This window comes from Thalassobaculum litoreum DSM 18839 (genome assembly GCF_900102465.1).
Classification (GTDB): Bacteria; Pseudomonadota; Alphaproteobacteria; order Thalassobaculales; family Thalassobaculaceae; genus Thalassobaculum; species Thalassobaculum litoreum.
Genome location: NZ_FNBW01000003.1, coordinates 56,481 through 78,916, shown reverse-complemented (window position 1 = coordinate 78,916; position 22,436 = coordinate 56,481). Strand labels below are relative to the sequence as shown.

The following is a 22,436-nucleotide window of genomic DNA, read 5'->3' as shown; positions in this document are numbered from 1 at the left end:
AATGCGGGGTGGTCCGGTCAGGCCGGATTGGCGAAGCGGGACAACTCGGCGCGCAGTTCGGGAATGCCGGCACCGGTCTCGCTGCTGGTCGCCAGCACGACCGGATGGGCCGCCGGGTGACGCTTCAGAGCGGCGGACGTCTTCTCGATCATCGCCGCCATCTCGTCGGGCTTCACCTTGTCGCCCTTGGTCAGCACCACCTGATACGACAGCGCCGCGCGGTCCAGCATGTCCATGGCCTCGGTGTCCAGCTCCTTCAGGCCATGGCGACCGTCGATCAGCATGCTGACCCGCTGCAGGGTCGGCCGGCCGCGCAGATAGGCGAACAGCGTATCGGTCCAGATCGCCTGCTTGGCCTTGGACACCTTGGCGTAGCCGTAGCCCGGCAGGTCGACCAGCATCAGCCGGCCGCCCAGGTCGAAGAAGATGACCTCCTGGGTCCGCCCCGGAGTGTTCGAGGTCCGGGCCAGGGTCTTGCGGCCGGTGAGCGCGTTGACCAGGCTCGACTTACCGACATTGGAACGGCCGACGAAGGCGACTTCCGGCAGGGTCTCCGGCGGCAGCTGCGGGATCGTCGCCGCGGCGGCCACGAAGCCGCACTCCTGGGCGAACAGCACCCGCGCCGCCTCCAGCTCCGCCTGGGACGGCGCGTCGGGGGTGTCGTGGACCGGCCCGCCCGTCACGACAGCGCGTTCTTTACGCCCATGCGCTTCATGATCACCCACTGCTGCAGGATCGACAGCAGGTTGTTCCAGGTCCAGTAGATCACCAGGCCGGCGGCGAAGCTGGACAGCAGGAAGGTGAACAGCAGCGGCAGGAACATGAAGACCTTGGCCTGCACCGGGTCGGCCGGCTGCGGGTTGAGGCGCTGCTGCAGGTACATGGTCAGGCCCATGAGCACCGGCCAGGCGCCGATCATCAGCATCGCCGGCGGCGACCAGGGGATCAGGCCGAACAGGTTGAAGAGCGTGGTCGGATCCGGCGCCGACAGGTCGCGGATCCAGCCGTAGAACGGCGAGTGACGCATCTCGATGCTGACGAACAGCACCTTGTAGAGCGAGAAGAACACCGGGATCTGCACCACGATCGGCAGACAGCCGGCGGCGGGATTGACCTTCTCCCGCTTGTACATCGCCATCATCTCCTCGTTGAGACGCTGGCGGTCGTCGCCGTACTTCTCGCGCATCTCCTGCAGCTTCGGCGTCAGCTCCTTCATCTTGGCCATGGACTTGTAGGACTTGTTGGCCAGCGGGAAGAAGATCAGCTTGATGACCACGGTCAGCGCCAGGATCGCCAGGCCGAAATTGCCCAGGATGCCGTGCAGCCAGGTCAGCACGATGAAGAACGGCTTGGTCAGGAAGTAGAACCAGCCGAAGTCGATGGCGAGGTCGAAGCTCGGCACGCCGATCTGCTCCTCGTACTTGTCGAGCAGGTCGAGGCGCTTGGCGCCAGCGAAGAAATGCGAGGTGTTGGTGACCTCGCCGCCCGCGGCCACCGAGGTCGCGCCGCCGAGATAGTCTACCTGGAAGCGGTCGTTCTGATTGCGCATGGAGTGGCGGAACTTGTAGCTCCACTCGGCCTGCTGGTCCGGCACCAGGGCCGCCAGCCAGTATTTGTCGGTGATGCCGATCCAGCCGCCCGCTGATCTCGCCTCCTGGTCGCCGTCCTCCTGAAGATCGCCGTAGTCGACCTCCTTCAGAGTGTCGTCGAACACGCCGAGCGGGCCTTCATGCAGGATGTAGAAGCCGGTGGTCTCCGGCAGGCCGCCGCGGCTGATCAGACCGTAGGGGAACAGCTCCTGGGCCGCGTCGCTGCCGTTGGTCACCGTGTCCGTGATGGTGAACAGGAAGCCGTCGTCGACGCCGATGGTCCGCTTGAAGGTCAGGCCCTGGGGACTGGTCCAGGTCAGCGTCACCGGCGAGCCGGGCGCCAGCTCCGTCGCGTCGGTCTCCCACTGGGTCTTCGGCCCGGGCAGCGCCACGTTGGACCCCGGAGCGGCCACCCAGCCGAATTCAGCGTAGTAGGGCCGCACGTAGTTGGTCGGCTCGAGCAGGTGGATGTGCTCGCTGTTCGGGTCCAGGGTCACCTGGTAATCGTCCAGCACCACGTCGTCGATGCGCGCGCCCACCAGGGAGATCGAGCCGTCGATGGTCGGGGTGTTGATCTCGATGCGCGGTGTCGCCGCCAGGGCCGCCGCGCGATCGGTCTGACCGCCTGGGGTGATCGCCGGGGCAGCGGACGGTGTCGGCGAGCTGCTGGAGTCCGTCGGCGGAACCGGCGCGTCGGAGCCGACACCCGGGGTCGGATCGGCGCCCTGCTCTATCGCCTGCTGCGACGGGGCGGTCGGGGTCCACCCGAACTCCGCGGCTAGGAACTGAAAACCGATCAGGATCACCACGGAGAGGGCGATCGCTAGGATCATGTTCTTCTGGTCGCTCATAGAACGCTTCCGTCGGTACTGGCGCGGGCGGTGCGGGCGCGGGTCTTGTCCGCCGGATAGGCGGTCATGGTCCGGGGGTCGCTCGCGGCGAGCGGCGGCACCGGATCATAGCCGGCGCCTCCCCAGGGATGGCATCTTGCGAAGCGTCTAAGGGCTAGAAGGCCGCCGCGCAAGACCCCGTGTGTCTGAACCGCCTCCACCGCGTATGCCGAGCAGCTCGGGGCGTAGCGGCACGAACCGGCGAAAAAGGGCGACAGGACGTAGCGGTATAAATAGACAGGCGCCAGGGCGGCGGTCCGAGCGAGCCTGCTGAGCGGCCCAGGTGCCATCACCGACCCTTCTTTTCGATGCGGTCGAGCGCGCCGGCGAGATCCGCCACAAGGTCGTCGTAGGGACGCCCGGCGGTGGCCGCGCGGGCGATCAGGACATAGTCGCAACCCGGCATCGCACGGGCGGCGAGGACGTCGTTGACCACGGCCCGCAGGCGCCGTCGCGACCGGTTGCGCGCCACGGCATTGCCGACCTTGCGGCTGGCGGTATAGCCGACGCGGGCGGGCGCATCGGCATCCTCGCGGACCCGCATCTGCAGGACCAGACCGGGTGCGGCCACCTTTCGCCCACGCGCAACGGCCAGGAAATCCTTCCTGGCCGGCAGTATCTCTAACTTGGCGGAGCCCGACGCGCGCATGCCGTCACTCTCCGGCCTGGGTAGCGCAGATCGCGAGGATCTACGCGGACAGGCGCTTGCGGCCCTTGGCCCGGCGGGCGCGGATCACGTTGCGACCGCCGACCGTGGCCATGCGGGAGCGAAAGCCGTGGCGGCGCTTGCGGACCAGAACGCTCGGTTGATAAGTGCGCTTCACGGGAAGCCTCCGTCACGTCGACTGAATGATGCTCGATATAGCGAGCGCGGGTGTATATAGGCTGCCATCCGACCTGTCAACGACCCCACCCTCGCTTCACGCCGCCATGGCCGATTTCAGCCTCGCCCTGACCACCGCACCGGAGGCCGCCGACCTCGCCGTCCTGAAGGCCGGGATGCGGCGCTACGAAGTGTCGCGCCTGCCCGGCCTGCCGGACGAAACGGCGGACATGCCCGCCGCGGTCTTCGCCCGGGACGCGGGCGGTGCGGTGATCGGCGGCGTCCGGGGCAACGTGTACTGGAACGGGCTGGAGGTCGACCTGCTCTGGGTCGACGAGGCGCACCGCCGCCAGGGGATCGCGCGCGGCCTGATGGGACGGCTGGAGCAATTCGCGCGCGGGCACGGGGCGGTGGTCGCCTATCTGCGGACCGTGGACGCGCGGCCGTTCTACGAGCGGATCGGCTACGCGGTCTACGGCGTGCTGGAGGACCGGCCGATCGGGACCGTGCTGTATCACATGAAGAAGCGGCTGGACGGGGGGTGAGCGGTCCCGTCCTTTTATCCCTTTGCCCGTCATCCCGAAACGAGTTCGGGAAAACGAGAGGGGGAAATGGCATTGGCAGACCTCACCCGACCTCCATCGGCAGCGCCTCGTCGGACACCCATTCCGACAGGGAGGCGTCGTAAAGCGCCACGTTCTCCTTGCCCAGCCGGGTCAGCCAGTAGGTGGTGACCGAGGCGGCGATGCCGCCGCCGCAATAGGGCACCACCCGGGCCGCCTCCATGGCGCCCGCCGCGCGCAGGGCCGCCTCGATCTCCGCCGCCGGCCTGAACGCGTTGGTCTCCGGATCGAGCAGCGTCGCCGACGGCACGTTGGTCGAGCCGGCGATCCGGCCTGGCCGGCCGTAATGCGCCCCCTCGCCCTTGTGCTGCGCCTCGGACAGGGCGTTGACGATGCACACCCCCGGATCGCCGACCGCCGCCAGCACGCCGTCGCGGCCCACCACCAGCTCCGGACGGGGATGCGGGGTCAGGGTCGCCGGCGGCAGGGACACCGCCCCACGCTCGACCGGACGGCCCTCGGCGCGCCATTTCTTCAGACCGCCGTCCAACACCGCCGCATTGTCGAAGCCGGCGACCCGCAGCATCCACCAGAACCGCGTCGCCCAGCTCGGATTGTCGGCGGCGTAGAGCACCACCGCCGTGTCGTCGCCGATGCCATGGGCGCCGAACACCTCGGCCAGGCGCTCCGGCGCCGGCATGGTGAATCGGAACCGGCCCGCGGAATCGGAGAAGTCGCCCATGATGTCGAGGAACCCGGCACCCGGAATATGCGCCTCCTCATAGGCGGGGCGACCGCTTTCGGCGCGCAGGGTGGTCTTGGGATCCGGCACCAGAAAGCAGGTGCAGTCGAACACCCGCACCTCGCCCCGATCCAGGGCGCCGGCCAGCCAGTCGGTGCTCACCAATGTGTCGCGCAGGGCGTAAGTGCTTGATCCGGCCATTGTCCGCGTGCTCCCCTTGATGTCTCCGGCGGCGTCTCTCGCGCCGCCTCTCACCGGACTGTACCGGATGCCTTCCGTCGCACAAATCCGTGCTGCCTTCGATGCCGTGCCCCGCAATGTACAGGGCATGTTCTGGATCGTCCTGTCCGGCCTGATCTTCTCCAGCTTCATGGCGCTGGTGCGGCTGGTCGGCACCACCATGGACCCGATCCAGGCCTCGTTCCTGCGCTACGGTTTCGGGCTGCTGTTCCTGACGCCGTTCTTCCTGCGGGTCACCGCCGTCGACCTGCGGGCCATGCAGTGGAAGCTGCACCTGGGACGCGGCCTGATGCACGGCACCGGCGTCATGCTCTGGTTCTACGCCATGTCGCGGATCCCGCTGGCGGAGGTCACCGCCATCGGCTTCACCGCCCCGGTCTTCGCCACCGTCGGCGCCGCCCTGTTCCTCGGCGAGCGCATCCGGCTGCCGCGCATCACCGCCGTCGTCGTCGGCCTGATGGGGGCGCTGATCATCGTGCGGCCCGGGTTCGCCAACGTCGATCCCGGGGCGATCGCCATGCTGGTCGCCGCCCCGCTCTTCGCCTTCTCAGACCTCGTGGCAAAGGCGCTGACCCGCAAGGAATCAGGCCCGGCCGTGGTCGCCTATCTCTCGGTCATCGTCACCCTGGTGACCATGGGACCGGCCATCTCCGTGTGGAAATGGCCGAGCCCGGAGGAATGGTTCCTGATCATCGTCATCGCCGGCCTGGCGACCCTGGGGCACCTGGCCATGGTCCAGGGCTTCAAGGTCGGAGAGATCTCGGCGATCGCGCCGGCCCGCTACGTCCAGCTCCTGTGGTCGGCGCTGATCGGCTTCGCGCTGTTCTCCGAGGTACCGGAGATCTGGACCTGGGTCGGGGCGGCGATCATCGTCTCCGCCGCCATCTATATCGCCCGCCGGGAAGCCGCCGTGCGGGAGCGCGGCCGTCAGACCGTCACCCCCGCCCAGTCGAGTTCCACGAACACCGGATAGTGGTCGGAGGCCTTGCTGTCGCCGATCCAGCTCCGCACGACCGAGCCGGCGAGGTCCGGCGTCGCCACAAGATGGTCGATCTTGTAGGCCGTCTCGCGGGTGTAGAAGGTCGAGGCGACCAACGGGTCGTGACCGGCGGCGACGAACGTGTCCACCAGCTGGTCGGCCCGGCGCAGGCGGCCGCGATGCGGGTCCATCTCGCCGCAGACCAGGGCGATCTCCCGCGAGTCCGCCGTACAGTTGAAGTCGCCGCCCAGGATCACGCTTGCCGGCAGCGGCACCTCCACCGCGTCACCGTCCCACGCCTGCGGGAACGGCCCGTCGGCCGGCAGCGCGTCGGTCTGCGCCTCCCGGATGAAACGCATCAGCACCTCGACCTGTGGCAGACGCTGTCCGGCGGAGATGTGGGACAGATGGACCGAATAGGCGCGGATGGGACCGGCCGGGGTCTGGCAGATCCCCTCCACCACGCAGCGCTGCACGTCCATGGTCTCCGGCAGGGCGTGCTTCGGCAGGAGCTGGGTGCGCGAGGACAGGATCGGCCAGCGGCTGGCGATCATGTTGCCGAAGGTGCGCCGGCGGTTGACCACCTTGCCGTCCACCACGGCGCTGGCGTCGCTGTCGAAGGTCGAGCCAAACACCACGTGGCGGTTCAGACGCGCCGCCAGTTCCGCCACCTGATCCTCGCCGTCGTTGCGCGTCCAGTTCTGGGTGACTTCCTGGAACAGGATGATGTCCGCCTCGGCGACGGCGTCGGCGATCCGGGCGATGTCGTACCGGCCGTCCTGGCCGAGGGCGTACTGGATGTTGTAGGTGGCGATGACGAGGCGCATCGGTGGGTCCTTGGTCAGTGGATCGGGTATGACGACAGGTGGGCAGGCAGGCGGGCAGGGCCGCCACTATGGCGCCGGGGTGTGACCGCCGTGTGAAACCACCTCCCTCTTGCCGGAACGCCTGCGTGAGGACAATTCCTTTACCATGACCCGATCCGTCCTCGCCCTGCTCGGCCTCCTCCTGCTGGCCGGCTGCTATCTGTCCCGTTCGGCCGACCTGCCGGACGAGCTGGCGCGCACCTGGCAGGGGGCGACGGTGGTGGTGCCGTTCTCCTCGGCCGACCCGGCCATGTCCGACATCACCGGCGACATGGCCGAGGTGGAGCCGCTGCTCCGGTCGGCCCGGCTGGCCCCGACCCTGCCGGTGGTGATCTTCCTGCATGGCTGCAACGGCCTGCACCGGGGCTATCGGGTCGATCTGGAGTTCCTGCGCGACCTCGGATACGCGGTGATCGCGCCGGACAGCTTCTCGCGCGCCTACAAACCGACGAGCTGCGACTGGCGCTCGAAATCCGCCGGCGCGCATCCGGGCGTGATCGGCTTCCGGCTGGCGGAGGCAGAGTTCGCGGTCCGGCAGGTGCAGCGCTTCCCCTGGGTCGACCCGGAACGGATCGTCCTGATGGGCCAGAGCGAGGGTGGCATGACGACGGCCAACTATCCGGGCGACGACGTCGCCGCCCGGGTGATCCTGGGCTGGACCTGCCAGATCCCGTGGCCGCCGCTCTGGGGCCTCAAGGGCGAGGACGCGATCCCGGTCCTCTCCGTCGTCAGCGCCGAGGACCGCTGGTTCGACCGCTGGTTCCTGCGCGGCGACTGCGGCGAGGACATGGACGGCTTCGCCGATGCCTCGTCGGTGGTGATCGAGGGCGCGACCCACCACGTGCTCCGCCGCGCCGACGCGCAGGAAGCGGTGGCCGACTTCCTCGCCCGGGTGGTGCCGTCGCCGAAGCTGAAGCGGCTGGCGCGGGAGTAGGGGGCACCCCCTTTCCCGTTCTTACTTTCCTTCACTCCCCGGATTCATTCCGGGGGCCACGGTCGGGCGAGGTGCGGGCGTCAGCCACTCCGCCGCACACTCAGTGCAAGCCGACCGGTAGGCCCCGGAATGAATCCGGGGAGTGAATGGAGGGGCAGAGGGAAAGGCGAATCCCCCTCAGAGCGGCGTCGGTGCCGCCACCCCGAGCTTACCGGCCCATTCCGCCAGACCCTCAATGATCCCGGGATACAGCGCCACCCCGTCCGCCAATGCCGTGCGCTTGCGGGCCAGCGCGCCGTCGCCCGGCAGCCGCACGGCCTCCACGCCCGGGCGCGGCGGGTTGGTGCGGCACAGCTCGGCCAGCCGGTCGGTCTGGCGGGTGAAGGCGTCGGCGCCGGCAAAGGCCGTCGGGTCCTGGACCTGCACCCAGATGCCGGCGCCCCAGCCCTCCGGCGGATCGGCCCGGCCATGGCCGGACAGCGCCTGGGTCAGCGCCTCGACGATCAGGGCCAGCCCGTAGCCCTTGTGGCCGTGGTCCAGTCCGCCGACCGGCAGGATCGTGCCCGGCGGGTCGGTGAACAGCACCGACGGATCCTTGGACGGGTTGCCGTCGGCGTCGATCAGCCAGTCGTGCTCGAGATTCCGTCCCTCCTTGTGCAGGCGGTTGGTCAGGCCGTTGGTGGTGATCGACGCGGAGATGTCGATCAGGATCGGATCGCCGGAGGTCGGGATGCCGACCGCGACCGGATCCGGCGTGTAGATCGCCCGGGTGCCGCCGAAGGGGGCGACGCTGGCCACCGACGGATCGGAGCAGGTCAGGGTCACCATCATGCCCTGGGCCGTCGCGCGCTCCAGGAAGGCGGCGAGGCAGGCGATGTGATGGGCGCGGCGGATGGAGACGGTACAGGTCCCGTACTGCCGGGCCCGCTCCACCGCCAGGTCGACCGCCGTCGCCGTCAGCCACACGCCGGACAGCCGCCGGCCGTCCCACACAACCACCGGTCCACGGTCGGACAGAACCTCCGGGGCGCCCGCCGCCGTCATCGAGCCGTCGGCCAGGGCCGCCAGATACGGCGCCACGAGCTGCAGACCGTGGGTGGTGTGCCCCATCAGGTCGGCCTCCACCATCAGCGGCGCGACCAGGGCGGCCTTGTCGGCCTCCAGGCCGGCCGCGGCGAACAGGGCCTCGGCATAGTCGATCAGCGCCTCGGCGGCGTAGCGTTCTGTCATGGCGTCGTCTCTCCCTTGGCGGCCGCGATCAATGCCACGTTACCGTGCAGATGCAGTATCTGATGCTCAAGCCCGAGCTCGGTAAACCACCGACTGTAATCGTCGAGCCGCGCCGGCCGGTTGCTCGGGGACAGGTCGGCCTCGTAGTCGGCGAAACTTGCGGCGGTTCGCATCGGCCGGCCGTGGATCTTCTCGATCCGGTCCCAGACGGCCTGCTGAAGTCGAAAGGTCGACGGCGCCGTCAGCCGCAGCCGGTCGTACAGCAGGAACACGCCGCCGGGGGCGAGCCGCTCCGCCGCCCAGGCGATCACCGACCGCTTGGCCCCGTCATCCAGGTCGTGGAAGGTCAGGGCGGTGGCGATCACCTTGAAGGGCCCACCGGCGACATCGATCGCCCCGATGTCGCCCAGGTCCCCCTCGACGAACCGGGCCCGGTCGCCGAAACGATCGCGCGCCGCCTGCAGCGACTCGCCCTTCCGGTCCAGCCCGACGAACGCGACATCGTCGCGACGCCGGAACAGCAGATGGGCCAGATAGCCGGTGCCGCAGCCGAGATCGAGCAGGGCGTCGCCCGGCTGCAGCACCGCGTCGGCGGCGCTCACCAGGATGTCGAGTTGCTCGGCGCGGGTCGGATGGCCGCCGATCGGATCTTCCATACGCTAAGTCCTCATGACTCAAGAGGTTACAGGCGGAACCGGTGAAATGGCCGAGTTCCGCAGCTTTTGCCTTGATTTTAGATAAAACTTTACATAAATTCCTATCACCTACAGTCCTTCAGAAAGAGGGAAGACGATGACCAGAATGGTGACTGATAAGGCTTTTGCCCTTCTATCTCAATCTGTTGCCGACATTGTCGGCAACGAAACCAAGATTGCGACGGCGCTCATGCGCGCCATTAACAGTGGGAGTTCGGTGGATCTGATGATGGCCCAGGCCTCGTTCGAAGACCTCGACGTTGCGACCCGGCGCCAGATTCACGGCCATGCGATGCGCTTGGCCGACACGGTGCACTGATCCGGGGGACGGATACGCAAATCCTCTGTTTTGTCGCTTTTGAAGGTGTCGTGGGATCCCCCACCCCCACGGCGCTGTTTCCCCGGCCAGCCTTCCAAAGGCGGCCGGGGAAACCCCTTCGCGCGCGGATCCTGGACCCGGTTCTAATTCTTCTCGGCCTTCTCGAGATCGGCGTAGCAGCGCTCCGCGCCGGCATGCAGCGGTACGTTGACCCCGTCCAGGGCCGAGGTCAGCCGGATCTGCCTGCCGCCGGGATGACCGCCATCCAGCAGGGTGCGGGTGGCGTCGTTCCACAGCGCCTTGCAAACGGAATAGACCAGATCCTCAGACGCCTTGGCGGTGGTAACCCACTGCGCGGTGACGCCGAAGGTGTCGATCTCCTTCTGGTCGCTGCCGTAGATGCCGGCCGGGATCGGTACCCGGGAGAGGAACTCGTGGCGCGCCAGCAGCGTCTCCACGGCGGGGCCGGACAGGGGCACGATCCGCGCCTTGCCCGCGCGCATCAGGTCGGCCACCGCATTGGTGGGTACGCCGGCGACGATGAAGAAGGCGTCCAGTTCGCCCCGGGACATCAGGCTCGCCGCGGGTCCGGGCTTCATGTATTCGGCGATCACGCCGCCGGTCCCGATCCCTGCCGCATTCAGCAGACCGGTCGACAGCAGCAGCGTGCCCGAGCCTGGCTCGTCCAGGGAAACACGGTGGCCGGCCAGTTCCGCCAGCGTGGTGATGGCGGTGTCCTCGCCGACCACCAGCTGCATGTGCTCGGCATAGAGCGAGGCGATGACCCGCAGGTCGGTCATCGGCGCGCGATCCGCGAAAGCGCCGGTGCCGGTATAGGCGGCGTGGATCACATCGGACTGGGCGAAGCCGGAATCGATCTCGCCACGCTCCATCGCCTCGATATTCGCCACCGAGCCGTTGGACGACACCACGATGCCGATCAGGCCGGGCACGCCGCAGCTTCCGCCGGCCTCGCAGGCGCGGGAGCCGGGCGGGTTGGAGATCGCGTTGCCGATGATCGAGCCGATCGGATAGTAGGTGCCGTTCACCCCGCCGGTGCCGATGCGGAAGAATTTCGGCTCCTGGGCGGACGCGGCGGGGAGGCTGGCGGACAGCAGAGGGACAAGCAGGAGCAGGGCGACGGACAGTCGGGCCAGGGTCGTCATCTTTCTGCTTCGGCTCCCTTGATCAGGTTGCGCGGTGGAGTCGTCGGCCAGTATCTGGCTGCCGCCGCGGAGGGAACGCCGATGTCCTTGAGACGACACCGGCGACGCCCTTAATCGAGGCACCCTCACTTCAGATAGTAACGCACGAGTGCCTTGGCACCGTCGGAATTCCACTCCGCGTCACCGAGGATCCGCCCCATCACCTTGCCGTCCGGCGCAATCAGCACCGTCGTCGGCAGGCCGGTCGCCTTCATCTCGCGGGCCAGCGCGCCCTTGGGATCGGCGGCCGTCCTCAGGTGCTCCACCTCGAGGCCGTCCAGGAACGGCTGCGCCACCTCCAGCCCCTTGCGGTCGATGGAGATGATCAGCACCCGGAACGCGTCGCTGCCCAGATCGGCCTGAAGCTCGTCCAGGGCGGGCAGTTCGCGGATGCACGGGGCGCACCAGGTGGCCCAGAAATTCACCAGGAGCGTCTGCCCCTTGTATGCGTCGAGGTTGATGCGCTCGCCGTCCGGGTCTAGGAAGTCGATGGCCGGTGCGGGCTGCGGATCCGCGAAGGCCTCCCAGTCCCCGTAGCCGCCGGAAAAAGCCGGCGGTCCGGAGGCGGAGGCCCGGGTCAGGAAGACGCCGCCCGCAGCGAGTGCCGCAACGAGACCGACCACCCCGCCAACCAGCGCCAGCCGCACCGGCGACCAGGACGAGAGCGAACCGAGAAACGTCATGACCGAACCTTCTTCTGCGAACACGATGTGGGGCGGCCGCTTCGCCGCCGGGCCGGCGGAAGCCATGGAACGGATCAACCCGTCCATCGATTTCGACCGGCGCTTCTGGCGCGAGGACATCCAGGGCTCCAAGGCCCACGCGCAGATGCTTGTCGCCCAGGGCATCCTCACCGCCGAAGATGGGGCGGCCATCGCCCAGGGTCTAGAGGACATCTGGGGCGAGATCGAGTCCGGTGAGTTCAAATTCTCGCGCGCACTGGAGGATATCCACCTGAACGTGGAGAGCCGGCTGCGCGAAAAGATCGGCGACGCCGCCGGTCGCCTGCACACGGGCCGGTCGCGCAACGATCAGGTCGCGACCGACATGAAGCTCTGGGCCCGCGGCGCCATCGACGCCCTGGATGTCGAGTTGAAGGACCTGCAGGCCGCGCTGATCGACCAGGCGGATCGCAACGCCGACACCATCATGCCCGGCTTCACCCACCTGCAGCCGGCCCAGCCGGTCACCCTGGGCCACCACATGCTGGCCTATGTGGAGATGATCGGCCGCGACCGCTCGCGTCTCGCCGACGCCCGGCGGCGCCTGAACGAGTGCCCGCTCGGGGCGGCCGCCCTCGCCGGCACGCCGTTCCCGATCGACCGCCACATGACCGCCTCCGCGCTCGGCTTCGACCGGCCGGCCGCCAACTCGCTGGATGCGGTGTCCGACCGCGACTTCGTTCTGGAGCTGCTGGCCGCCGCCGGAATCTGCGCGGTGCACCTGTCGCGTCTCGCCGAGGAGCTGGTGATCTGGACCACGGCCCAGTTCCGCTTCGTGAAGCTGTCCGACGCCTTCACCACCGGCAGCTCGATCATGCCGCAGAAGAAGAACGCCGACGGGGCGGAGCTGGTCCGCGGCAAGACCGGCCGCGTGCTCGGCGCTTTCACCGCGATCGCCGTGGTCCTGAAGGGCCTGCCGCTGGCCTACGGCAAGGACATGCAGGAGGACAAGGAGCCGTGCTTCGACGCGGTCGACACCCTGGGCCTGTGCATCGCCTGCACCACCGGCATGATCCGCGACATGGAGGCCAACTCCGCCGCCCTGCGCAAGGCGGTGGATGCCGGCTTCCCGACCGCCACCGACCTCGCCGACTGGCTGGTGCGCGAGGCCGGCATGCCGTTCCGTGACGCCCACCACGTCACCGGCCGGGTTGTGCGCGCCGCCGAGGAGCGCGGCTGCGGTCTGGAGGATCTGCCGCTGGAGGTCATGCGGGAGATCGATCCGGCGATTGACGACCGCATCTTCGCGGTGCTGTCTGTGGAGGCGTCGGTGAACGCCCGCATGAGCTATGGCGGCACCGCCCCGGCCCGGGTGCGCGAGCAGGTCGCCGCCGCCCGGGAGCGGTTCCTGGACGACGGTTCCTGACAGGGAGGGTGAGCATGGACGAGACCCGCCGCCGACTGGCTCTGACCCTCGCGGCCCTGGCCCTGGGCGGCCTCGCGGCCTGCGGCAAGCGAGGCGACCCGAGCCCGCCGAAGGACAAGCCGGTCCTCCACCCGCGCAACTACCCGGCCCAGACCAAGACCAAGGTGCTGCAGGAGTAGGAATTGGGAGAGGGAAGCGGGTCCATCCCCTTATTTCTCACTCCCCGGCCTTGTGCCGGGGCAAGGCATCCTCTAGGCGGGCGCCCGACGAAACGCACCGACGCCCGCCCAGATGGCAGGGCTGGCTCCCGAACAAGTCCGGGGAGTGGGCAATCGGGGAGGGATATGGGTCGTGGCGTGATATCCGCCTTCCCTCCCCCGAACACATCCGCTTGAATCACCGTGCCGGGGCTTGACCACCCCTGCCTGTCGACCAACACTCCTTATATCGGCGCCCGGTTTGGCGGTCGCTTCGGAGCGGGTTCCGGCCAGGCATGATCGTGCCGGCCGGAAGAAGCCGCCGGCGCACCGGACGCCCCGACGATGGTGGAGACCCGTGGTGCGTGACCCGCAGACGCCGGACCGGTCAACGTCCCAAGACCGGTCAAGGTCCGGGAAGCAGGACGACACCAGTCGCCCGCTTGCCCTGAAACTCGCCCTGTCGAAAGCCGTTCTCGGCTGGGAACGGCTGTGGCCGTCCCTGTGGCCGCCCATCGTGATCGCCGCCACCTTCATCGCCCTGGCGCTGATCGGCGTGCCGCACTGGCTCGGCGACCTGACCTACGGCTGGGGCCATCTGGCGCTGCTGCTGATCCTCGGCGCCGCCTTCCTGTGGAGCCTGCGGCGCGGCGCGGTGCGCTGGCAGCCGGCGACCCACGGGGACGCCGTGCGCCGCCTGGAGCGCGACAGCGGCCTCACCCACCGGCCGCTGAGCAGTCTGGCCGATCGGCCGGCCGACGAGGCCAACTACATGGGTCTGGCGATCTGGCGGGCCCACCTGAAGCGGGAAGCCGCCCGGCTGAGAGGTCTCAAGGTCGCCCCGCCGGAACCGGCGATGGCCAAGCTCGACCGGTTCGGCCTGCGCGCCGGGCTGGCGCTGGCGCTGGTGCTCGGGCTGGCGATCGCCGCCGGCAACCCGGGGCAGCGGATCGCGCTCGCCTTCCAGCCCGATCTGCGCTCGCCCTACGCGTCGGCCCCGCCGACCCTGGATGTCTGGATCAACCCGCCGGCCTATACCGGTCGGGTGCCGATGCTGCTGGCCCGGGCCGCCGACAAGCCGGCGGACGGCGCGGAAGCCGCCTCCCCCGATAGCGCCTCCCCTGCTGAGCCGAGCTTGCCCGAGCGGCTGGCGGTCCCGGTAGGCTCGGTCCTGCTCGCCAAGGTGAATGGCGGCGACGGCACGCCGGAACTGGCGGTGACCGACGGCGACGGCGACGTGGCCCGCGAGACCGTGCTGCCCTTCGAGACCGTGGGCACCCGCGCCCACCAGATCGAGAAGCCGATCGAGGCCGGCACGGCCCTCACCATCCGCCAGGACGGCGACAGGCTCGCCGGCTGGACCATCACCGTCGTGCCCGACCTGAAGCCGACCGTCACTATGGCCGAGCCGCCGGCCGCCACCGAGCGGGCGGCCCTGATGATCCATTTCGCCGCCTCCGACGATTACGGCCTGGCCTCGGTCGAGGCGCGGATCGACCGGCTGAACAGCACGGCCGAGGTGGCCAGCGATGAGCCGATCATCCTGCCGCTGTCCCTGCCCGGTGCCGCCCCGGAGGCGGTGGACGCCAAGGATTATCACGACCTCACGCCGCATCCCTGGGCCGGACAGCCGGTCCGCATCACCCTGGTGGCCCGCGACGCGATCGGCCAGGAGGGGATCAGCGAGCCGCTGAACATCATCCTGCCCGAGCGCCAGTTCACCCACCCGGTCGCCCAGGCGATCATCGAACAGCGCAAGCGCCTGACCACCGAGCCCGGCGCGAAGGACGACATCGCCCAGGTGCTGATGTCGATCGCCGTCCGGCCGCACCACTACTACGAGGACATCGTCACCTTCCTCGCCCTGCGCACCGCGGCCGGCCGTCTCGTGCTGAACGACGAAGGCCCGGAGATGATCGAGGCGGTGCAGAAACTGCTCTGGGACACCGCCCTGCGGGTCGAGGACGGCGAGCTGTCCCTGGCCGAACGCGAGCTGCGCGAGATCGAACGCAAGATCATGGACCTGCTGGCCGAGGACAGCGTCGATCAGGCCGAGCTGGACAAGCTGCTCGACGAGATGCGGCAGGCGATCGACAAGATGCTGCAGGCGATGGCCGAGCAGATGCAGGAGATGATGCGCAACGGCGAGCAGAACGCCGAGCAGATGCAGGAGGTCGATCCCAATCGGATCATCGAGCGCCAGGACCTGATGGACATGCTGGAGCGGGCCCGGCAGATGGCCCAGGCCGGCGCCAAGGACGCGGCGCGCGAGATGCTGTCGCAGCTGCGCGAGATGATGGAGAACCTGCGTGCCGGGCGGCCGCAGATGATGTCGCCGGAGCAGCTCGCCGCCCGCGAGATGATGCGCCAGCTCCAGGACCTCGCCGAGCAGCAGCAGCGGCTGATGGACGAGACCTTCAAGAACCACCAGCAGGGCGAGGAGCAGTTCGGCAACCGCGGCCAGCAGAATTTGGGCCAGCAGAATCTCGGCCAGCAGCCCGGACAGCAGGGTCAGCGGCCCGGCCAGGGTCAACAGGGCCAGGGTCAACAGGGCCAACGGGGTCAGGGTCAACCCGGTCAGGGCCAACCGGGCCGCGACGGCAGCCCCCAGGGCATGACCTCCGAGCAGCTCGCCCAGATGCAGGAGCAGCTCCGCCGCCAGCTCGGTGAGTTCATGCGCAAGCTCGGCGAGGGGATGGGTCAGATCCCGCAACCCTTCGGACAGGCAGAGCGGTCGATGAAGGGGGCGGGCGACGCGCTCGGCCAGAACCAGCCGGGCGAGGCGGTCGGCCCCCAGGGCGATGCGATCGAGGCCCTGCAGGACGGCGCCCAGGCGCTGTCCGAGGCGATGCAGCAACAGCAGCAGGCCGGCGGCGGTGCCGCCCCCACGCCCGGCGCCCAGGGCCGCGCTCAGGACGGCCAGATCCGCGATCCGCTGAACAACGACCGCGAGGACAGCCAGGGCTACGCCACCGACAGCACGACCCGACACGGTCTGCCGGCGGAGAGCGACCTGCTGCGCTCCCGGCGGATCTTCGACGAACTGCGCAAGCGATCCGGCGAGCGCGACCGTCCGGCCCAGGAGCTGGATTATATCGACCGGCTGCTGAAGCGGTTCTGACGGCCCGCCGACCGGGTCGTCGCCGCGCGGACGGGTCGATGGGCCGCGCCCGTTCCCGATCACGCAAGGATGACAGAACCGGCCCCGCTTCCTATGTGTTTAGCCTGGCAATGGGACAGAGCTGCGAAGGGGCAGGGATATGGCGCGACCGGAGATCGACTGGGACGATGAGTACTCGGCCCCGAAACGCCGGTTCCTTCCAGGCCGCGGCGTGGCCCGTATCGGCGGCTATTCCCTGATCGTTCTGGTCGTTCTGGTCCTGCTCTACTACGTGGTCGGCGCCTTCATCATGCACAGCATCGATGACGATCCGAATTTCCAGGCGATCAACGAGCCCGAGGGCGGCAGCCACGCGGTCGCCGCGACCGCGGCCCTGATCGACCGGGAGATCGACACCCATTTCTGGACCGCCAACGACCCGTTCTTCTATCCCTCGGCCCTGCTCGACAACACGCCGAACTACCAGCAGGGCATCATCTACGCCCTGTCGCGCTTCACCATCGAGATGGCCGACCAGATCGGCCGGACCCGCGGGTCGTCGGAGGTGGATGCCGATCTCGACAAAGCGGCGGGGCTGCTGAAGTATCCCGGCAATGTCTGGATCTTCGACCTCTCCACCTCGTTCCTGCCCACCCCGGCCTCGGAGACCCAGTACCGCGCCGCGTCGCGCGCCCTGAAGGCCTACAACGACAGGCTGGCGGCGGGCCAGGCGATCTTCGAGCGCCGCTCGGACAACCTGATCGCCACCCTGGACCGGATCGCCTCCGATCTGGGGTCGGCCTCGGCGACCCTTGACCAGCATCTGGCCAAGCCGCGCCCGCTGCTCGTCGACACCAAGGTCGACGACATCTTCTACGGGGTGAAGGGCCGGCTCTACGGCTACTCGATCCTGCTGCGGGAGCTGGGGCGCGATTTCGACGGGGTGATCAAGGACCGCCAGCTCGGCCCGGCCTGGGAGCAGATGATGCAGTCGCTGAACCAGGCGGCGATCCTCGACCCGGTGGTGGTCATGAACGGCGCGCCGGACGGCGCCTATTTCCCGAGCCATCTGGCGGTTCAGGGCTTCTACCTCCTGCGCGCCCGCACCCAGCTCCGAGAAATCACCAACATCCTGCTGAAGTAGGCAGGCTCGCGCGTCGTCCCACTTCCTCCGTCTCCCCGGCCCTGCGCCGGGGCCCAGGGATAGAGCAGCCGGGCCGTTGGGAGTCTTCTCGCGATACACGCTCCAGCCGATCGATGGCTGGATCCCGGCGCAAGGCCGGGAAGACGGCAGCGGAAGGCCGCGCGGCAGGAAGCACCGGCAGGCGTTCAGGCAAGCATCAGCCCCCTACGTCACCACATCCACCTCCGGCGGGCCGGAGCGGCGGGCGGTGGCGCGGTCGACGGTCTCCTGAACCTCTCGGTAGCGCCGGGCCGCCTCGGCACTGGCGGTGCGGGTGCCCGTGTCCCCGTCCTGACCGAACGCCTGGGCGAGGAAGGACGCGGTCGGCCGGCTGGTGAGGAGCGGACGGCGGAAGACGTCGCCACGGTCGAGGAACGGATTTTCGCGTGTCGCCGGCCGGCCGTCCGACGCGCCGACCGGAACGGCCACCGCATCGGGAACAGGACGCTCCGGGCGATCCGGACGGCCACGTCCGGCACCCAGGGACTCATCGGCATCGGCACGCGTGTAGGGAACGACGGCGCGACCGCCCGTCGGGACGGGTAGATAACTTCCCGGCGGGGGGCCGGGGCCGTCGACGGGCGAGACCATGGGGTCCTGCCTCCCTCAAGGATCGACAGCCCCAATCTAGCGTAGAAATGTTAAGAGAAAACCAGAGAAAGGTTTAAGATCGAAGGTTAACAGCGGTTAACCACGTTAAGAGTCGTCGGTGTCCCGCTTCGACAGCGCGCCCGTCCCAAGCTCCATCAGCTGCCGCTGCAGCGTCTCGAGCTGGGTCTGGAGCTGGCGCACCGCCGCCGCCGTATCCTCGCCCGATCCGCCCGAGGCTGGCTCGGCGCTGGACGGGGCCGGCTTCGCACCGCCGCCCGTGGCCGTGCCGCCCGGCGGGGTGAACATGGACATCGCCTGTTCCAGCATGGTCAGGTTGCGCTTGGTCATGTCCTCGATCGAGCCGAACGGGTACATGCCGCCGAACGCCTCGGACATGTAGCTCCGCATCCGCTCCTGATTCTGGGAGAACGCGGCCATGGAGGATTCCAGATACCCCGGCACCACCATCTGCAGGTTGTCGCCGTAGAAGCTGATGAGCTGGCGCAGGAAGCCGATGGGGAGCAGGTTCTGCCCCTTGGACTCCTCCTCCACGATGATCTGGGTCAGCACCGCGCGGGTGATGTCCTCGCCGGTCTTGGCGTCGTAGACCACGAATTCTACGCCATCCTTCACCATCTGACACAGGTGGTCGAGGGTGACGTAGCTGCTCGTCGCCGTGTTGTAGAGCCGTCGGTTGGCGTATTTCTTGATGGTGATCGCTTGAGCGCCGCCGGTGGCGCCGGACCCATCCTCCGCCTCCGACCGTCGGCCGACCGTCGACGCCTTCGCCGCCGCAGCCTTGCGGCCGGGGGCCCGGGTCGTCTTCTTGGCGGCGTCAGTCTTGGAGCTATCCGTCATGGCTTACTGTCCCACCCTCGGTTCAGTTTTTAGCGTTTCTTTTAACAGTGCGCCGCTCGTTTGTGCTTTGCAACGATGATGTCCGGAATCCGTGCAATTTCCCGGTCTTGCAACGTGTGGCGGCGCGGAAGGCTGTACAACCAGTAGGGTTGTCCCGCGCGCTTGGCCCGCCCGTGGCGGCGTGAGATACTGCGGCGCCATGACCGGACCGCACGACATGAACGACACCTCAGACAGCTCCGCCCCGCCGCCCGATGCCGGCGATCTGGCGCGCCGGTTCATGGACCTGTGGCAAACCCAGGTCCAGGCCATGGCCACCGATCCGGAGGTCGCCGACGCGGTGCGCCGCTGGACCGCGCTGTGGACCGGCCAGGGTCTCTCCGGCCCGTCCGCGCGGCCGATGGCCGACGGGCTGCAGCCCGGCTACGCGCCCGGCGGCGCCGCTTCCTCTTCATCTGCGCCCGCTTCGCCTTATAGTGCCGGCCATGACGGCGACAGCGAACGGTATCGGAAGCAGCAGCAGGGACGCCCCACGGCCGGGGCCGCGCCCGCTGCCCCTGTATCTGAGCGCGGCGGCGACGACCTGGCTCTCATCCTACGCGAGCTCCGTCGCCTGGAAGAACGGATCGCTCGACTGGAAGCCCGGCTTGAGCGAGACGGCGGCGAGCCTGAAGACCCAGCTCGACGCCCTGGAGGCGGCAAGAGCCGCAGCGGCCGCCGGTCGTAACCCCTCCGCCGCGCCGGACAGCTTCGAGACCGCCATGGAGGAGGAGGTGCGCCGGCGCCTCGACCGCTTCCTGTCCGGCATCGAGCGCTACCGCCACCACCCCTACCGACGAGCCGTCGCCGAGCCGGCCGTCTGCTGGAAGGACGGCGCCACCCTGCTGCTCGACTACGGCACCGTCCCGGGCGCCGCCCCCGGCGGCATCCCGATCCTGGTCGTGCCGTCCCTGGTCAACCGCGGCTACGTGCTCGACCTGACCGAGGAGCGCTCGCTGCTGCGCGACCTGGCGCCGCGCGGCTACCGGCCGTTCCTGGTCGAGTGGGGGTTTCCGGGCGAGGCGGAGCGGCGGTTCTCGCTGACCGACTACGTCGCCGGCCGGCTGGAGGCGGCGCTGGAGGCGGTGCTGACGATCACCGGCACCCGCCCCGCCCTGCTGGGCTACTGCATGGGCGGGCTGCTGGCCCTGGCCCTGGCCCAGCGCCGGCCGCGCGACGTCGCCGGCCTGCTGCTGCTCGCCACGCCGTTCGACTTCGCCGCCGACGCCCCGCCGATCGCCGCCGCCCTGCCCGGGGCCGAGCCGTGGATGGCCGGCACGATCGAGACCCTGGGCTGGCTGCCGACCGACTGGATCCAGGCGCTGTTCTTCGCCCTCGACCCGCTGCTGGTGATCAACAAGTTCCTGCGCTTCGGCCAGGACAGCGGCGACACGCCGGAGGCGCTGGCCTTCGTCGCCCTGGAGGACTGGCTGAACGACGGCGTGCCGCTGGCCGCCCCGGTGGCGCGCGAGGCCCTGTTCGGCTGGTACGGCCGCAACACCCCTGCAATCGGGGACTGGCGGATTGCCGGACAGACGGTTATTCCGGAACAGGTGACGGTGCCGGCGCTCGCCATGATCCCGGCGCGCGACCGCATCGTCCCGCCCGCCTCGGCCCGCGCCCTGGCCGACCGCCTGCCGAACGCCACCCGCGCCGATGTGGCGCTGGGCCATATCGGCATGGTGGTCAGCGCCGGCGCGCCCCGACGGGCCTGGACGACCCTGCATACCTGGCTCGCCGAGACGCTGCCGGGCTGACGCAACGAGAAGAGATCAACGATCGCCCGTCAGGGCATCCGGGAGGAAGACAGACCATGACCGACGCCGCCGCCGCCTCTACCTCTGCCTCTGCCGCTGACGCCGCCGCTACAGCCGAGTTGGGCGCCATTCCGGAGACCGACCTGGAGACGGTCCGCGACGAGTTCCACGTGCTGCACGAGATCGTCAAGCGCGCCCGCGCCAACCTGGACCGCAACACCTGGGACTACCTGCGCGGCGGCACCGAGAGCGAGACCACGGTCAAGCGCAACCGGCTGGCCTTCGACAAGGTCGCCTTCCGCCCGCGCGTGCTCAACGACATGCGCGAGATCGACACCGGCGGCTCCTTCCTGACCCACAAGGTCAGCCTGCCGGTCCTGCTCTGCCCGATCGGCAGCCTGGAGAGCTTCGCCGCCAACGGCCCGGTCCAGGCGATGCGCGCCGCCGCCCATGCCGGCGTGCCGCTGTTCCTGTCCTCGGTCGGCACCGTGCCGCTGGAGGACGTGGCCAAGATCGAGGGCGGCACCAAGGTGTTCTGCCTGTACAAGCGCGGCGACGATTCCTGGCTGGACGACATCGTCGCCCGTGCCGTCGACCACGGCTACGACGCCTTCGCGCTCACCGTCGACAGCGCCTGGTACAGCCGGCGCGAGCGCGACATGGCCAACCGCTTCGTGAAGCCCTGGCGCCAGGTGCCGGGCATGGAGTTCCAGAAGGCGCTGAACTGGAAGGACGTGGAGCGGTTCAAGAAGACCCACGACATCCCGCTGATCCTGAAGGGCATCGCCACCGCCGAGGACGCCCGCCTGGCGGTCGAGCACGGCGCCGACATGATCTACGTCTCCAACCATGGCGGCCGCCAGCTCGACCACGGGCTGGGCGCGCTCGACGTGCTGCCGGAGGTGGCCGACGCGGTCGCCGGCCGGGCGAAGATCGCGGTCGACGGCGGCGTGACCCGGGGCTCCGACATCATCAAGGCCCGGGCGCTGGGCGCCGACGCGGTCGGCATCGGCCGGATGCTGTGCTGCGGCCTCGCCGCCGGCGGGGCGGCCGGGGTGGTGCGGGTGCTGGAGCTGCTGGAGGAGGAGGTCCGCATCGATCTCGGCCTGCTCGGGCTGAATTCGTTCAACGACATCGACGGGCGCTACATCGCCTATACCGACCCGGTGGAGCCGGCCCATGTGTGGAGCCAGTACCCGCTGCTGGCGCCGGACGACTATACGTACTGAGGGGGCACGTATTGAGGCGGCACGTATTGAGGCGGCATGTATTGAGGCGGCGCCGCGCGCGTTCCGACGCCGGCACCCGCCATCCTCCCTCACCGTCTTCCCGGCCGGCCTGAAAGGCCGAGCCGGGACCCAGCCCCGCCGTCGCCGGGGCCTGTGACCCCCAGGCCCAAAGCGTGCCAGCCTATCCTGCCCCGACCGCCACCGGCATCGCCAGCACCCGCAGCAGCAGGTGGGCATAGCCGACCGCGTCGTCCTCCGCCCGGTGGCTGTGCGGGACGGCGCCGAGCCACTCCGGCGGGTAGCGCTTCTCGTGCAGGGT

Annotated in this window: 24 protein-coding genes; 11 read left to right on the top strand and 13 right to left on the bottom strand. The window is 69.1% G+C overall.

Annotated features, from left to right (window positions below; genetic code table 11):
• Positions 1–17: 17 nt before the first annotated feature.
• The 5 genes from yihA to rpmH form a co-directional block, all read right to left on the bottom strand.
• On the bottom strand, positions 18–683 hold the full coding sequence (gene yihA, locus BLS34_RS05535) for a ribosome biogenesis GTP-binding protein YihA/YsxC (protein WP_093148782.1): 666 nt from the start codon (positions 681–683) through the stop codon (positions 18–20).
• Positions 680–2,440 (bottom strand): membrane protein insertase YidC, encoded by a 1,761-nt coding sequence (gene yidC, locus BLS34_RS05530; RefSeq protein ID WP_093148779.1) that lies wholly within the window; start codon positions 2,438–2,440, stop codon positions 680–682. Before yidC ends, yihA begins: the two co-directional genes overlap by 4 nt.
• A complete protein-coding gene (gene yidD / locus BLS34_RS05525) occupies positions 2,437–2,769 on the bottom strand; it encodes a membrane protein insertion efficiency factor YidD (protein ID WP_093148778.1) in 333 nt (110 codons plus the stop codon). The genes yidC and yidD overlap by 4 nt, the downstream gene beginning before the upstream one ends.
• Positions 2,769–3,050 (bottom strand): ribonuclease P protein component, encoded by a 282-nt coding sequence (rnpA, locus tag BLS34_RS05520; RefSeq protein WP_425441423.1) that lies wholly within the window; start codon positions 3,048–3,050, stop codon positions 2,769–2,771. The genes yidD and rnpA overlap by 1 nt, the downstream gene beginning before the upstream one ends.
• 118 nt (positions 3,051–3,168) lie before the next feature.
• Positions 3,169–3,303: a 50S ribosomal protein L34 gene (gene rpmH, locus BLS34_RS05515; RefSeq protein ID WP_028795650.1), complete on the bottom strand. Its 135-nt coding sequence runs from the start codon at positions 3,301–3,303 to the stop codon at positions 3,169–3,171.
• A gap of 106 nt (positions 3,304–3,409) precedes the next feature.
• On the opposite strand from rpmH, the gene BLS34_RS05510 reads away from it, so the two are divergent.
• Positions 3,410–3,847, top strand: a complete 438-nt coding sequence (locus BLS34_RS05510) for a GNAT family N-acetyltransferase (protein ID WP_175474113.1) — start codon at positions 3,410–3,412, stop codon at positions 3,845–3,847.
• 82 nt (positions 3,848–3,929) lie between these two features.
• Here BLS34_RS05510 and BLS34_RS05505 read toward each other — a convergent pair whose 3' ends face one another.
• Positions 3,930–4,808, bottom strand: a complete 879-nt coding sequence (locus BLS34_RS05505) for a sulfurtransferase (protein ID WP_175474112.1) — start codon at positions 4,806–4,808, stop codon at positions 3,930–3,932.
• Positions 4,809–4,875: 67 nt separating this feature from the next.
• Between BLS34_RS05505 and BLS34_RS05500 the strand changes: the two genes are divergently transcribed.
• Positions 4,876–5,820 (top strand): DMT family transporter, encoded by a 945-nt coding sequence (locus BLS34_RS05500; RefSeq protein WP_215906045.1) that lies wholly within the window; start codon positions 4,876–4,878, stop codon positions 5,818–5,820.
• Here the strand turns inward: BLS34_RS05500 and BLS34_RS05495 are convergent.
• Positions 5,775–6,653 (bottom strand): endonuclease/exonuclease/phosphatase family protein, encoded by an 879-nt coding sequence (locus BLS34_RS05495; protein ID WP_093148769.1) that lies wholly within the window; start codon positions 6,651–6,653, stop codon positions 5,775–5,777. The two genes, BLS34_RS05500 and BLS34_RS05495, sit on opposite strands and share 46 nt — an antisense overlap.
• Before the next feature lie 145 nt (positions 6,654–6,798).
• Between BLS34_RS05495 and BLS34_RS05490 the strand changes: the two genes are divergently transcribed.
• The gene (locus BLS34_RS05490) at positions 6,799–7,626 is read left to right on the top strand and encodes a dienelactone hydrolase family protein (RefSeq protein WP_093148767.1); all 828 of its coding nucleotides are present in this window, start codon (positions 6,799–6,801) and stop codon (positions 7,624–7,626) included.
• A gap of 177 nt (positions 7,627–7,803) precedes the next feature.
• On the opposite strand, the gene BLS34_RS05485 is transcribed toward BLS34_RS05490, so the two are convergent.
• Positions 7,804–8,856, bottom strand: coding sequence for an Ldh family oxidoreductase (locus tag BLS34_RS05485; protein WP_093148765.1), 1,053 nt, complete (start codon positions 8,854–8,856; stop codon positions 7,804–7,806).
• Positions 8,853–9,512: a class I SAM-dependent methyltransferase gene (locus tag BLS34_RS05480; protein ID WP_093148763.1), complete on the bottom strand. Its 660-nt coding sequence runs from the start codon at positions 9,510–9,512 to the stop codon at positions 8,853–8,855. The genes BLS34_RS05485 and BLS34_RS05480 overlap by 4 nt, the downstream gene beginning before the upstream one ends.
• 136 nt (positions 9,513–9,648) lie before the next feature.
• Between BLS34_RS05480 and BLS34_RS05475 the strand changes: the two genes are divergently transcribed.
• Positions 9,649–9,870 (top strand): hypothetical protein, encoded by a 222-nt coding sequence (locus BLS34_RS05475; protein ID WP_038015189.1) that lies wholly within the window; start codon positions 9,649–9,651, stop codon positions 9,868–9,870.
• 143 nt (positions 9,871–10,013) lie between these two features.
• Here the strand turns inward: BLS34_RS05475 and BLS34_RS05470 are convergent, their stop codons facing one another.
• Both BLS34_RS05470 and BLS34_RS05465 read right to left on the bottom strand, forming a co-directional pair.
• Positions 10,014–11,036 carry a TAXI family TRAP transporter solute-binding subunit gene (locus BLS34_RS05470; protein ID WP_093148761.1) on the bottom strand — a complete coding sequence of 341 codons (1,023 nt, stop codon included), beginning with the start codon at positions 11,034–11,036 and terminating at the stop codon, positions 10,014–10,016.
• Between the two features lie 125 nt (positions 11,037–11,161).
• On the bottom strand, positions 11,162–11,758 hold the full coding sequence (locus BLS34_RS05465) for a TlpA family protein disulfide reductase (protein ID WP_051245027.1): 597 nt from the start codon (positions 11,756–11,758) through the stop codon (positions 11,162–11,164).
• On the opposite strand from BLS34_RS05465, the gene argH reads away from it, so the two are divergent.
• The 4 genes from argH (at position 11,757) to BLS34_RS05450 (ending at position 17,604) form a co-directional block, all read left to right on the top strand.
• Positions 11,757–13,163: an argininosuccinate lyase gene (argH, locus tag BLS34_RS05460; RefSeq protein WP_093148759.1), complete on the top strand. Its 1,407-nt coding sequence runs from the start codon at positions 11,757–11,759 to the stop codon at positions 13,161–13,163. The genes BLS34_RS05465 and argH overlap by 2 nt on opposite strands.
• Positions 13,164–13,177: 14 nt before the next feature.
• The gene (locus tag BLS34_RS25795; protein ID WP_156907392.1) at positions 13,178–13,342 is read left to right on the top strand and encodes a hypothetical protein; all 165 of its coding nucleotides are present in this window, start codon (positions 13,178–13,180) and stop codon (positions 13,340–13,342) included.
• Between the two features lie 379 nt (positions 13,343–13,721).
• Complete coding sequence (locus BLS34_RS05455) at positions 13,722–16,481, top strand: TIGR02302 family protein (RefSeq protein WP_175474111.1); 2,760 nt, start codon at positions 13,722–13,724, stop codon at positions 16,479–16,481.
• A gap of 139 nt (positions 16,482–16,620) precedes the next feature.
• Positions 16,621–17,604, top strand: coding sequence for a DUF2333 family protein (locus BLS34_RS05450; RefSeq protein ID WP_093148755.1), 984 nt, complete (start codon positions 16,621–16,623; stop codon positions 17,602–17,604).
• Positions 17,605–17,808: 204 nt separating this feature from the next.
• On the opposite strand, the gene BLS34_RS25295 is transcribed toward BLS34_RS05450, so the two are convergent.
• Both BLS34_RS25295 and phaR read right to left on the bottom strand, forming a co-directional pair.
• Positions 17,809–18,234 (bottom strand): hypothetical protein, encoded by a 426-nt coding sequence (locus BLS34_RS25295; protein WP_139189112.1) that lies wholly within the window; start codon positions 18,232–18,234, stop codon positions 17,809–17,811.
• A 105-nt stretch (positions 18,235–18,339) separates the two neighbouring features.
• A complete protein-coding gene (gene phaR, locus BLS34_RS05440) occupies positions 18,340–19,092 on the bottom strand; it encodes a polyhydroxyalkanoate synthesis repressor PhaR (protein ID WP_093148751.1) in 753 nt (250 codons plus the stop codon).
• A 217-nt stretch (positions 19,093–19,309) separates the two neighbouring features.
• On the opposite strand from phaR, the gene BLS34_RS26405 reads away from it, so the two are divergent.
• The 3 genes from BLS34_RS26405 to BLS34_RS05430 are packed head-to-tail and all read left to right on the top strand — an operon-like array spanning position 19,310 to position 22,117.
• The gene (locus BLS34_RS26405) at positions 19,310–19,819 is read left to right on the top strand and encodes a hypothetical protein (protein ID WP_245701923.1); all 510 of its coding nucleotides are present in this window, start codon (positions 19,310–19,312) and stop codon (positions 19,817–19,819) included.
• Complete coding sequence (locus BLS34_RS05435) at positions 19,740–20,888, top strand: alpha/beta fold hydrolase (RefSeq protein WP_245701922.1); 1,149 nt, start codon at positions 19,740–19,742, stop codon at positions 20,886–20,888. Before BLS34_RS26405 ends, BLS34_RS05435 begins: the two co-directional genes overlap by 80 nt.
• Before the next feature lie 56 nt (positions 20,889–20,944).
• Positions 20,945–22,117 (top strand): alpha-hydroxy acid oxidase, encoded by a 1,173-nt coding sequence (locus tag BLS34_RS05430; protein WP_093148749.1) that lies wholly within the window; start codon positions 20,945–20,947, stop codon positions 22,115–22,117.
• Positions 22,118–22,436: the final 319 nt, after the last annotated feature.

Coding starts and splice junctions, on each gene's coding strand:
- yidC (WP_093148779.1), bottom strand. CDS start 2,440: ATGAGCGACCAGAAGAACATGATCCTAGCGATCGCCCTCTCCGTGGTG.
- yidD (WP_093148778.1), bottom strand. CDS start 2,769: ATGGCACCTGGGCCGCTCAGCAGGCTCGCTCGGACCGCCGCCCTGGCG.
- BLS34_RS05510 (WP_175474113.1), top strand. CDS start 3,410: ATGGCCGATTTCAGCCTCGCCCTGACCACCGCACCGGAGGCCGCCGAC.
- BLS34_RS05505 (WP_175474112.1), bottom strand. CDS start 4,808: ATGGCCGGATCAAGCACTTACGCCCTGCGCGACACATTGGTGAGCACC.
- BLS34_RS05500 (WP_215906045.1), top strand. CDS start 4,876: ATGCCTTCCGTCGCACAAATCCGTGCTGCCTTCGATGCCGTGCCCCGC.
- BLS34_RS05495 (WP_093148769.1), bottom strand. CDS start 6,653: ATGCGCCTCGTCATCGCCACCTACAACATCCAGTACGCCCTCGGCCAG.
- BLS34_RS05490 (WP_093148767.1), top strand. CDS start 6,799: ATGACCCGATCCGTCCTCGCCCTGCTCGGCCTCCTCCTGCTGGCCGGC.
- BLS34_RS05485 (WP_093148765.1), bottom strand. CDS start 8,856: ATGACAGAACGCTACGCCGCCGAGGCGCTGATCGACTATGCCGAGGCC.
- BLS34_RS05480 (WP_093148763.1), bottom strand. CDS start 9,512: ATGGAAGATCCGATCGGCGGCCATCCGACCCGCGCCGAGCAACTCGAC.
- BLS34_RS05475 (WP_038015189.1), top strand. CDS start 9,649: ATGACCAGAATGGTGACTGATAAGGCTTTTGCCCTTCTATCTCAATCT.
- BLS34_RS05470 (WP_093148761.1), bottom strand. CDS start 11,036: ATGACGACCCTGGCCCGACTGTCCGTCGCCCTGCTCCTGCTTGTCCCT.
- argH (WP_093148759.1), top strand. CDS start 11,757: ATGACCGAACCTTCTTCTGCGAACACGATGTGGGGCGGCCGCTTCGCC.
- BLS34_RS05465 (WP_051245027.1), bottom strand. CDS start 11,758: ATGACGTTTCTCGGTTCGCTCTCGTCCTGGTCGCCGGTGCGGCTGGCG.
- BLS34_RS25795 (WP_156907392.1), top strand. CDS start 13,178: ATGGACGAGACCCGCCGCCGACTGGCTCTGACCCTCGCGGCCCTGGCC.
- BLS34_RS05450 (WP_093148755.1), top strand. CDS start 16,621: ATGGCGCGACCGGAGATCGACTGGGACGATGAGTACTCGGCCCCGAAA.
- BLS34_RS25295 (WP_139189112.1), bottom strand. CDS start 18,234: ATGGTCTCGCCCGTCGACGGCCCCGGCCCCCCGCCGGGAAGTTATCTA.
- phaR (WP_093148751.1), bottom strand. CDS start 19,092: ATGACGGATAGCTCCAAGACTGACGCCGCCAAGAAGACGACCCGGGCC.
- BLS34_RS26405 (WP_245701923.1), top strand. CDS start 19,310: ATGAACGACACCTCAGACAGCTCCGCCCCGCCGCCCGATGCCGGCGAT.
- BLS34_RS05430 (WP_093148749.1), top strand. CDS start 20,945: ATGACCGACGCCGCCGCCGCCTCTACCTCTGCCTCTGCCGCTGACGCC.